We start from the raw sequence: 10,570 nt of genomic DNA, 5'->3' as shown, positions 1-10,570 counted from the left end.
ACGGCTGTGAGGTGAGTGGGCGTGTCCGGTCGCCGTCATTCGCGGGACGGGCCGGGGCCCTCGATGCGCCCTCGTCGCCCCCGTCGGCCCGAGCCCGACCGGAATCACGCCATTCCAGAGCCTCGATCGCGGCCGGCGGGGTCCGGCTCGACGCCGAGTCCGGGTGCGTGTCTGAGCGCCGTCGAACCGGCGTCCGGGAGTGCCATGATCGGCGTTCGGACACCTCGCAGGCCCTTCTCGCTGTTCACGGCCTGCCGAAGCCGCCATACTTGACGACAGTCCGTGACGGCACCTCGCCGTCGTCCGCACAGAAATGAGGACCGCGTGGCAGACTCCGCTAACAAAGGTAAGCGCCCGAGTGGCAGGAAGCTGGCTCAGGCCGCTGGTCGCTACTCCGGGGGAAGGGCCGGCTCAGCGGGGGGCGACCCGTTGCCCGCCGTCGCCCGGCCCGCGGGCGGTTCGGGCTCCTCCGGCGGGCGGGGCGGGACGACGTCGAAGACTCCGAAGGCCCCGAAGAAGCGTTCGGGCGGTGGGAGGAATGCGACCGAGCGCCGTCGTCTGATCAACTACCCGCGCGCGGGCAAGGGGCCGATCATGCGCTGGATCCCCGGCTGGCGCTTCTACCTGGGGGCCTTCCTCCTCTTCATCATCGCCGTCGTGGGGACCTTCGTCGTCGCCTACGCGATGATCAAGGTCCCCGAGCCCAGCGAGTTCGCGCAGGCCCAGACGACCACCGTCTACTACGCCGACGGCACGACCAAGATGGGCGAGTTCTCGGAGGTCGACCGCACCATCGTCGACACGAGCACCCTGCCCGACTACGTCGGCAACGCCGTCGTCGCCAGCGAGGACCGGAGCTTCTACTCCAACAACGGCGTCGATCCCAGGGGCATCGCTCGCGCCTTCGTCAACAATATGCGCGGCGGCGGGCTCCAGGGGGCCTCGACTCTCACGCAGCAGTACGTCAAGAACTACTACGTGGATACGACTTCCTCCTACGGCGGCAAGTTCAAGCAGGCCATCATGGCCATCAAGATCGATCGGGAGATGAGCAAGAAGGAGATCCTCGGCTCCTACCTCAACACCGTTTACTACGGGCGCGGCGCCTACGGGGTCGAGGCGGCCTCCCAGGCGTTCTTCGGCCACTCGGCCTCCGATATGACTGTCTCCGAGGCCGCGCTGGTGGCGGGCATCCTGCCCGCTCCCAGCTCCTGGGACCCCGCCATCAACCCGGACCAGGCGAAGGAGCGGTGGCAGCGCGTGCTCGACTACATGCTCGAGGACGGCTACATCACTCAGGACCAGTACGACTCCGCGTCCTACCCGGAGACCGTCTCCTCGCAGAACACCGAGACCTACTCGGGTCCCACCGGCTACCTCCTCCAGATCGTGCGCTCCGAGCTCCAGGACGACGCCGGTCTGACCGACGAGCAGATCGACACCGGTGGTCTGAACATCGTCACCACCGTCAGCAAGGACGACCAGGACGCCGCCGTCACCGCCGTCGACAACCTCCCCGAGGGGCATTCCGACAACCTGCGCACGGGACTGGTATCCATCGATGCGAAGACCGGCGGCATCGTCGCCCTGTACGGAGGGCCGGATTATCTGACTAACCAGATCAACTCCTCGACCGAGGCGGTCGCTCAGGCGGGATCGACCTATAAACCCTTCGCGCTCATCGCCGGTCTGGAGGGCGGGTTGACTCTGGCGAACGGGTATCAGGGAGTTTCGCCGATGGACGTGGAAGGGACCACTTTCCGCAACTTCCAGAACGCCCAGTTCTCCTGGGCCGATCTGATCACGGCGACGACGTACTCGGTCAACACGCCCTACGTCCAGCTCAACCGCGACGTGGGACCGGATACGACCAACGAGGTGGCGCAGCGGGCCGGCTACCCCGAGGACACGATCGGCATGGAGTCCAACATCCAGAACGTGCTCGGATCCGCCTCACCGCACACCCTCGACATCGCCACGGCCTACGCGACCTTCGCGTCCCAGGGGACGCGGCGCGACACCCACATCGTCTCCTCGGTGGCCAACAATTCGGGGTCGGTGTCCTACACGCCCTCCACCGACGGCGATAAGGTCTTCGACGACGGCGTCATGGCGGACTCCACCTACGCCATGCAGCAGGTCGTCAATTCCGGCTCGGGGGACACCGCCAGGTCGCTGGGGCGGCCGATCGCCGCCAAGACGGGATCCTCCAGCGATAACAAGTCCGCCCAGTTCGTCGGCTACACCCCACAGATCGCCACCGCCGTCACCCTCTACCAGACCGGTGAGGACGGTTCGGAGGAATCGATTACGCCCTGGGGCGAGTACGACGAGATCACGGGCTCGACCTATCCGGCCGACATTTTCACCGAGTACATGCAGACGGCGCTCAAGGACCTGCCGGTGGAGGACTTCCCCGATCGCACCGCCGAGTCCTACCAGCGGGGCTCCCTCAACGGCACGTCGATGCCGGTGGAGGACGACTACGCTCCCGCTCCGCAGCCGCAGCCGACTCAACGGCAGGCTCCGGTGCCGACGACCGCTCCGCAGCCGAGGACGGAGGAGCCCGACGACGAGCAGCCGCCCGTGGACAACGAGCCGACCGCGGAGCCGACACCGGACCGGGGCGACGGCAACGAGCCGCCGGGTCAGACGGCGCAGCCTCCCCAGAACGGCGGAGGACAGGATTCCCCGACCAAACCCGGCGGTAATGGGAGCGGGGGGGAGGTGGTTCCCAATAATCCAGGAGGGGGTGCCGATAAACCCGGCGAACTGGAACGCCGTGCGGAGCAGCAGCAAGGTGGCCCGCAGAAGAACAATCGCAACTAGATTTCCGATTCTCCGGGGAGTGCCGACTCCGTTCCGCAGTGCTCCACGCCGGGGGGCGCGTGCAGGACAGCAGTGCACGGGCACTGCACGTGGCGCACCGCACGTCGCCCGGTCAGGGGTCCGGCTTCCGGGCGAAGCGGCGTCTACGGTAGTGTGCTTAGTCAGTCGGCCGCCGGGCCGCGAACCCGTCGGCTCGACGCGCATCACCCTCCTGTCACGGACGGACCGTGACCGCTTGAGACCAGAGGAGGTGGGTACCCAAGCATGCGTCACTACGAGATCATGATCATTCTCAACCCCGAGACGGACGAGCGCACCATCGCTCCCACGCTCGAGAAGCTGCTGCAGATCGTCCCCAGCAGCGGAGGCACGGTCGACAAGATCGACACCTGGGGCAAGCGCCGTCTCGCGTACGACATCAAGAAGAAGTCCGAGGGCTTCTACATCGTCGTCGACATGACCACCACGCCGGAGATCGCCCAGGAGCTCGACCGCCAGCTCGGCCTCAACGAGTCGGTCTTGCGCACCAAGCTCCTGCGCCCCGAGGCCTGATCAGGCCGGGAACGGAGAGGAAGTATGGCTGGCGAGACCACCGTCACCGTCATTGGAAATCTCACTGCGGACCCGGAGCTGCGGTACACCAGCAGCGGCATTCCCGTCTGCTCGTTCAGGGTGGCCTCGACCCCGCGCATCCGCAACCGTCAGACGGGCGAGTGGGAGGACGGTAACCCGCTCTTCCTGGGTTGCGAGGTGTGGCGCGAGGCCGCTGAGAATGCGGGCGAGTCCCTCAAGAAGGGCATGCGCGTCATCGTTCAGGGCAATTTGAACCAGCGCTCGTACCAGACGCAGTCCGGCGAGCAGCGCACCGTCTTCGAGCTCAAGAACTGCGAGGTCGGCCCCTCCCTGTTCCGTGCCCGGGCTCAGGTCACGCGTAACGAGCGCGGCGGCTCGAGCTACGCCGGGGGGTACTCTGGCGGCGGCAACCAGCAGCAGGGCGGGTACCAGAGCGGTGGCGGCTACTCCGGCGGCGGCAACCAGCCCAGTTACAACGCCCCCGCCGGTGGGGCCCCGGACGACCCGTGGGCCACCGGCGGGACGACCAGCTTCGGCGACGAGCCCCCGTTCTGACGCCGCCAGCCCCCGGCTCCCGTCGATGGTCCGGGGCCGGAATCGACGAGACTTGTTCCCGTGTCTCGCACGCGCAGCGCGCCGGTGCCCGGCGCCGCGCACCAACAATCTCGTATGAGCGCCACGAGCGCTCGAAGCAAGGAGTACCACTATGGCGAAGCCTCAGCTTCGTAAGCCGAAGAAGAAGGTCGGCCCGGTCAAGACCGTCAAAGTCGGCGTCATCGACTACAAGGACACGGCCACGCTGCGGAAGTTCATCTCGGACCGCGGCAAGATCCGTGCCCGTCGCGTCACCGGCGTTTCCGTTCAGGAGCAGCGCAAGATCGCCAAGGCCGTGAAGAACGCGCGCGAGATGGCCCTGCTCCCCTACTCGAGCTCCGCTCGCTGACGGGGGAGGAGGACGCCATGACCACCAAGCTCATTCTCACGCACGACGTGACGCACCTCGGCACCGCTGGTGAGGTCGTCACGGTCAAGGACGGTTACGCCCGCAACTACCTTCTCCCCCGCAGGCTCGCGACCCCGTGGACGAAGGGCGCCCAGCGTCAGATCGATCAGATGACCGAGGCCCGTCGCAGGCGCGCCATCGTTTCTCTCGAGCAGGCCCAGGAGGCTCGTGACTGGCTGAACGAGAACGTCGTCACGGTCATCGCCTCGGCCGGCGCCAATGGTCGTCTCTTCGGCGGCGTCACCACTGCCGATCTCGCTGCGGCCGTCAAGGAAGCCGGCGGCCCCGCCCTGGACCGCCGCAAGATCGAGGTCGTTCCCCCGATCAAGTCGACCGGCCGTCACAGCGCCTCAGTTCGGCTTCACCCCGACGTCGTCGCCCCTCTTGAGGTCGACGTCGTCGCCGCCGCTCGCTGAGTCCTTCTTCTCGGTCCGCGTGGTCGGGGCGATCCTTCGACCGCGCGGGCGGCGGTGCGTCACCGCGCACCAGCCGCATCAGCTCCGCCACGCCCCGCCGCGGGTTCGCAGGCCGGTCGTCAGCGCCCGTGCCCCCATGAACACCCACGCGAAGGCGGCCCACAGGCACACGAGCCCGGCCGTACCATCGGCGAGCCGCCCCTCGGCTACGATCACCACCAGGGGCAGGTACGGCACGAGAGTGAGGAGCCCGGCGCGCGCCAGATAGCCGCCATCGCCCGCACCCATGAGAACGCCGTCGAACAGGTAGACGGCACCGGCCAACGGCATCGCCGATGCGGCCACAACCAGGGCCGGTGTCGCGGCGGAGACCACCGCCGCATCCGAGCTGAAGATACGAGGCAGCCACAGGCTCACCGCCGCCAGAACGACGCCGATGACCGCGCCGACCGCCACCCCCCATGTCAGGCACCGGCGCAGCACCGCGTCCAGGGCGCGCCGCGGATCACCCTCGGCAGCAACCGGGCCGCCCCCGGCGGCCCCCGGCGGCCCCGCGTCTCTCGTGGCCTCCTCCGCGCCCGCCTCGCGTCCGGCGTCCGCCCGGCCGAGCGCATTACCGACTAGTGCCTGCGCGGCGATCGCCAGAGCGTCCAGCGCGAAAGACGCGAAGTTCCACACCGAGTTCACCACCTGGTGCGCGGCCAAGGGCACGTCGCCGAGCGCCGTTGCCGACCACACGGTCGCCAGGATCGCGATTCGCAGCGACAGCGTGCGCACGAGCAGCGGAGTCCCCGCACCCAAGGATGTTCGCAACCCGCGCCGCCGGGGGAGCAGGCCGATCTCGGCGACGCGGGCGGCCCGGATCACCGGAATCATGAGTGTCGCGGCCATGATGCTCTGAGCGATCGCAGTCCCGAGCCCCGACCCGGCGACTCCCATCCGCGCGCCGTACAGAAGCACTGCGTTCAAGCCCGCGTTGAGCACGGCGCCGCTCGTGGCGACAACGAAGGGAGTCCGGGTGTCTAGCAGTCCCCGCAGCGTTCCCGTGGCTGCATAGACCACGAGCATCCCGGGGATTCCAGGAGCTGAGGCCTGCAGGTAGGCGGTCGCGGCCCGGGCGACGTCACCCTCCGCCCCCATCGCGGAGGCCACTCGCGGCGCGGTTGCCGCCAGCACCACCGCGGCCCCGAGTCCGAGGAACCCCGCCAGCCAGGCGCCGTCGACGCCGGCGCGCAGGCCCCCGGCCCGGTCGCCCGCGCCGAAGAGCCGAGCGGTGGTCGCCGTTGTGGCGTAGGCCAAGAAAACGAACAGACCCACGACGGTGGTCAGCACTGACGAGGCCAGGGACAGGCCCGCCAGACTCGTGGCGCCCAGGTGACCCACCATCGCCGAATCGATGAGTACGAACAACGGTTCAGCGACCAGGGCGCCGAGGGCGGGTACGGCCAGGGACAGGATCCGGCGGTCCAGGCCCGAGGGCGGGGACGGGGGGCGATGTGACGAAGCGGGTGAAGCGGCGGAGTGGGACACGGTTTCCTGGAATCCGGGGCGGTGCCCGGGGGTCGAGAAGGTGGACGGCACGCGCAGTCTCCCATGCGGGCGGTCCCGCGACCCCCCGACCTCAGGGTGAGGTCGAGGTTCTTCCACAGGTTTACCCACGTGTCCACAGATTCTTCCGGGACGTCCAGTCTTTGTGCTGTGAATCGTGATCGTGCATGAAGGTCCCCGCTATTGCAACGATTCATGCGCACTGCTCATGTTGATCCACCTGACGGCGGGTCCGGAGGCCCACAGGGTCGGCGGCGCGTCGTCCACAAGGACGCCCCCTTTTTCCACAAGGACACGCGACTTGTCCACATGATGCGAGTGGAAAGCCGTTTGCGGGTGAGGCGCGGGCCCGGCTAGGGTCACGCGCGCACCCGGCCGCGGGTGCGCGGCTAGGGAGGCGCTCATGACGGATATCGAACTCGGTTCGGGCTTCGGGGCCGGGCGGAGCGAGCGTTCCGACGACGCCGTCAGCGCCGGTCCGGTGCGCTACGACGGCGCCTTCGACCGCGTCCCGCCCCAGGATCTCGACGCTGAGATGGCCACGCTCGGCGGCATGCTGCTGAGCAAGGAGGCGATCACCGACGTCATCGAGGTGCTGCGCGGATCCGAGTTCTACAAGCCGGCCCACGAATCGATCTTCGACGCCCTCGTCGAGGTCTACAACCGCTCCGAGCCGGCCGACCCGCTCATTGTCGCCGACGAACTGGCCAAGCGGGGCGAGCTCGAGCGCGTGGGCGGCGCTCCCTACCTCGCCTCGCTCATGGCCACCGTGCCGACGGCCGCCAACGCCGCCTACTACGCCCGCATCGTGCGGGAGAAGGCCCTGATGCGCGGGCTCGTCCAGGCGGGCACGCGCATCACCCAGCTCGGCTACTCCGCGGACGCCGGCGACATCGCCGAGCTCGTCACGCTCGCTGAGGCCGAGGTCTACTCCGTGGTCCACTCGGAGGGGGAGAAGGAGGACTACGCCCCGGTCGGTGAGCTGCTCAACGAGGCGAATCTGGAGATCGAGGCCGGACAGGCCCGGGAGAACGGCCAGATGACGGGCGTGCCCACGGGCTTCGTCGAGCTCGACGAATTGACCGGCGGGCTGCACCCCGGGCAGATGATCATCGTCGCGGCCCGCCCCGCCATGGGCAAGTCGACTCTTGCCGTCGACTTCTGCCGCTCGGCCTCCCTGCACTCCCGGCGTGCGGACGGCGGATTCATTCCCAGCTGCTACTTCTCCTTGGAGATGGGGCGCATGGAGCTCATGATGCGCATTCTGGCCGCGGAGTCCGGGGTGGATATGAACAAGCTGCGCGGCGGGCGGCAGATGAGCGAACGCGACTGGGAGAACGTGGCGCGCGCCTACAACCCCGTCAGCGAGGCGCCGCTGTTCATCGACGACTCCCCGAACCTGACCATGCCGGAAATCCGTTCCAAGGCCCTGCGACTCAGGCAGCACAACGATCTGGGTCTCATGGTCGTCGATTACCTGCAGTTGATGACCTCGGGCAGACGGGTCGAGTCGCGTCAGCAGGAGGTATCCGAGTTCTCCCGCTCACTCAAGCTGCTGGCCAAGGAGCTCGAAGTTCCGGTGGTCGCCGTCGCCCAGCTCAATCGCGGCCCCGAGCAGCGCACCGGCAACAGACCGCAGATGTCCGACCTGCGCGAATCCGGATCCCTTGAACAGGACGCCGATATCATTATGCTGCTGCACCGGCCCGAGTACTACCAGCCGGAGGAGCGCGCGGGCGAGGCGGATATCATCGTGGCCAAGCATCGCAACGGGCAGACCCGCACCATCCCGGTGGCTTTCCAGGGACACCTGTCGCGCTTCGCCAATATGGCGCGCGACGTCAGCGGTGATCCCGCCTACGAGTAACGGTAAGCCGCCGGGCGGCCGTCGGGCCGTTCTCATCGTCGGCCCGACGGCCCCGGTCAGCGCGGTTCGGGCAGGTGGATCACCCGCAGTCGTCGAGCGCCCAGCACCCAGGTCAGCGCCGTCAGTCCGACGGCGAAGCCGGCTCCGTGAGCCAGCCCGCGCCACAGGTAGCCGTCCGCTTGCGTCCCCAGCTCCTCGACGACGTAGCTGGACAGCTCGCGTGTCGACCACAGCGGCAGCACCCGCGTCCAGCCGGCGGCCGGGTCCACGAGGAGCTGGAGGGCCATGGCCGCTAGGAGTAGGAGCGCACCTTCCAGATCCCTGGGGACGAGGACGGCGGCCAGCGACCCGAAAGGCGCCGACACGGTCACAGTCAGCAGCAGCATGAGCGGGACGGCACCCGGGTGAGCCAGGTCGTCCCCGATCGTGAGCTCGACGAGTACGGTGTAGAGCGCGCTGATGGTCCAGCCGAGAACCAGGACCGCGGTGTGCCTGCCCAGAACCAGTGCCGTCGGACTGGCTCCGCTCGCGGCGAGCCGCCGGTCCACCGAGCGCGAGGAGACCGTCGTGAACAGGGCGAGAGTCGCGGCCGCCCAGCCCAGGCCGATCGACAGCAGGCGCAGTGCCGTCCAGTGCGCATCGATCCGTGCCAGGTAGAAGGTGAGTGGCAGCAGGAGGGCGAGAGCGATCGCTCCGCGCCGTCGGAAGAGTTCTCGCGCGGTGATGAGGGCGACCAATCCCGCGGTGCGCACGAGACGCGGGCGGTGCTCGGCACCCGGAGTCGGACCGGTGGGGCGTGCGATGGTTGTCGCGGTCATGCGGCATGCTCCGTCGCGATGCGGTCCTCGGTCGAGGACTCGGGGGCGGGCAGTTCGACAACACGGTCGACGAAGTCGATGTCCCGCAGTAAGTGAGTGACGAGGAGCACTCCCGCCCCGGAGCTCCGCCAGGCCTCGATGAGCATCCACAGATCCTCATAGGCAAGAGCGTCCAAACCCTGATAGGGCTCATCGAGGAGAAGCAGTTCGGGGGAGGCGAGCTGGGCCAGGGCGAGGTTGAGCTTCTGCTGAGTTCCTCCCGACAGGGTGCCCACGGCCTGTCCGCCGTCGGGTCTCCAGCCCAGACGCTGCAGGATCCGGTGGCCGGTGGAGATCGAATGGGCCCGACCCGCGCCGTCGGCCGCCCCGAACAGGCGCAGGTGTTCGTCGACGGTGAGCAGCGGAGCCAGAGCGTCGAGCTGGGGTGCGTAACCGAATCGGTCGGTGCGCTCGACGCTGCCGGAAGCCGCATGCAGCAGTCCGGCGCAGACCTGGAGGAGAGTGGACTTTCCCGCCCCGTTGGCCCCGACGACGGCGACGACCTCACCGCGTCGGACCGTCAGGTCGAGATCCGATAGGACGGTGCGGCGACCGCGACGGGCGGTCACGCCGCGCACCCGCAGGATAACCGGGCCGAGCATCGGCTCCGGGGCCCGTCGGTGAGGATCGGCGCCGTCCTCCTTCAGAGCGGAGGCGAGCTCGCGGGCGTACAGGACGGCGGGGCCGAGGAGGGCCGCTGGGGTGGTGCCGGCGGCGGTCGTCTCCGCGCGGGCGTCGGTGACGGCGCGCTCGACCTCCTGAGGATGCAGGCCGCGAGCGCGCAGCTCGCAGGTGAGGCTGCGGTACCAGGCGGCATCGGTCAGGCCGGCTTCGGGGCGGCGCGGGGACTGCCCCCTGAGGGCGGCGCTCATGCGTGTGCCCCGTCTGCCGCCCGGGTCTGGTCCCCGGTGTGCGTTCGGGGCGGGGCGCCTTCGAGGACGGCTGAGAAGGCGGTGCGGAGGGCGCGCCACTCCTCGCGACGTGCCGCGAGCTCGGCGCGGCCGGCGTCGGTGAGCTCGTAGTACTTGCGGGCCGGGCCGGAGACGGAGGGGCGGGTGGAGGTGGCCACCAGGCCACGGCGTTCCAGGCGGGTGAGTGCCGGGTAGAGGCTGCCGCCGGGAACCTTCTCCAGGCCGGCGTCGGTCAGACGACGGGTGAGAGACAGACCGTAGTCGGCACCGTTTTCGAGGAGAGCGAGCAGGCAGGGTTCGAGGAGGCCGCGCAGAAGGCGGGAAGTCGAAGAGTCCATGTAGGTAGATTACCTAGATAGTAGATAATCTGTCTACTGGATGTGGGGCTCGCGCCGCCTGGATCGTGCATCCGGGTGGCCGGGTCGCAGACGCAGCCCCGGTCGTGCACGACCTGTGGCCCGGAACCATGCGGAATGTTGATTTAGAGGAGTGTTAATCCAACACGGTTGTGGCATTCGGGCGGAACCATGATGAGAACGGCCCGGCGGAAGCGGGGGCGGTGCGCT

Annotated in this window: 10 protein-coding genes; 6 read left to right on the top strand and 4 right to left on the bottom strand. The window is 68.6% G+C overall.

The genetic code is table 11. The annotated features are described in order from the left end of the window. Positions 1-324 precede the first annotated feature (324 nt). The 5 genes from HMPREF9062_RS01505 to rplI all read left to right on the top strand — a co-directional run bounded on the left by HMPREF9062_RS01505 (position 325) and on the right by rplI (position 4,821). Positions 325-2,829 carry a transglycosylase domain-containing protein gene (locus HMPREF9062_RS01505; protein ID WP_009409859.1) on the top strand — a complete coding sequence of 835 codons (2,505 nt, stop codon included), beginning with the start codon at positions 325-327 and terminating at the stop codon, positions 2,827-2,829. Positions 2,830-3,093: 264 nt separating this feature from the next. After that, on the top strand, positions 3,094-3,381 hold the full coding sequence (rpsF, locus tag HMPREF9062_RS01500; protein ID WP_009409858.1) for a 30S ribosomal protein S6: 288 nt from the start codon (positions 3,094-3,096) through the stop codon (positions 3,379-3,381). Positions 3,382-3,405: 24 nt separating this feature from the next. Further along, a complete protein-coding gene (locus HMPREF9062_RS01495; protein WP_009409857.1) occupies positions 3,406-3,957 on the top strand; it encodes a single-stranded DNA-binding protein in 552 nt (183 codons plus the stop codon). 151 nt (positions 3,958-4,108) lie between these two features. Beyond that, entirely contained in the window at positions 4,109-4,345 is a 237-nt protein-coding gene (rpsR, locus tag HMPREF9062_RS01490; protein ID WP_009409856.1) for a 30S ribosomal protein S18, read from the top strand. 17 nt (positions 4,346-4,362) lie between these two features. Then, complete coding sequence (rplI, locus tag HMPREF9062_RS01485) at positions 4,363-4,821, top strand: 50S ribosomal protein L9 (RefSeq protein ID WP_009409855.1); 459 nt, start codon at positions 4,363-4,365, stop codon at positions 4,819-4,821. A gap of 78 nt (positions 4,822-4,899) precedes the next feature. Here rplI and HMPREF9062_RS01480 read toward each other — a convergent pair whose 3' ends face one another. Then, positions 4,900-6,351 (bottom strand): MATE family efflux transporter, encoded by a 1,452-nt coding sequence (locus HMPREF9062_RS01480; protein WP_050795297.1) that lies wholly within the window; start codon positions 6,349-6,351, stop codon positions 4,900-4,902. A gap of 421 nt (positions 6,352-6,772) precedes the next feature. On the opposite strand from HMPREF9062_RS01480, the gene dnaB reads away from it, so the two are divergent. Next, complete coding sequence (gene dnaB, locus HMPREF9062_RS01475) at positions 6,773-8,236, top strand: replicative DNA helicase (RefSeq protein ID WP_009409853.1); 1,464 nt, start codon at positions 6,773-6,775, stop codon at positions 8,234-8,236. Positions 8,237-8,292: 56 nt separating this feature from the next. On the opposite strand, the gene HMPREF9062_RS01470 is transcribed toward dnaB, so the two are convergent. The 3 genes from HMPREF9062_RS01470 to HMPREF9062_RS01460 are packed head-to-tail and all read right to left on the bottom strand — an operon-like array spanning position 8,293 to position 10,342. Then, a complete protein-coding gene (locus tag HMPREF9062_RS01470) occupies positions 8,293-9,054 on the bottom strand; it encodes a hypothetical protein (protein WP_034253495.1) in 762 nt (253 codons plus the stop codon). Further along, a complete protein-coding gene (locus HMPREF9062_RS01465) occupies positions 9,051-9,965 on the bottom strand; it encodes an ATP-binding cassette domain-containing protein (RefSeq protein WP_009409851.1) in 915 nt (304 codons plus the stop codon). The genes HMPREF9062_RS01470 and HMPREF9062_RS01465 overlap by 4 nt, the downstream gene beginning before the upstream one ends. After that, entirely contained in the window at positions 9,962-10,342 is a 381-nt protein-coding gene (locus tag HMPREF9062_RS01460; RefSeq protein ID WP_009409850.1) for a PadR family transcriptional regulator, read from the bottom strand. Before HMPREF9062_RS01460 ends, HMPREF9062_RS01465 begins: the two co-directional genes overlap by 4 nt. Between the last annotated feature and the right edge of the window lie 228 nt (positions 10,343-10,570).

Source organism: Actinomyces sp. oral taxon 448 str. F0400 (assembly GCF_000220835.1).
Taxonomy (GTDB): domain Bacteria; phylum Actinomycetota; class Actinomycetes; order Actinomycetales; family Actinomycetaceae; genus Actinomyces.
The sequence above is the reverse complement of the archived record's forward strand: the minus strand, read 5'-3'. Positions and strand labels throughout refer to the sequence as shown.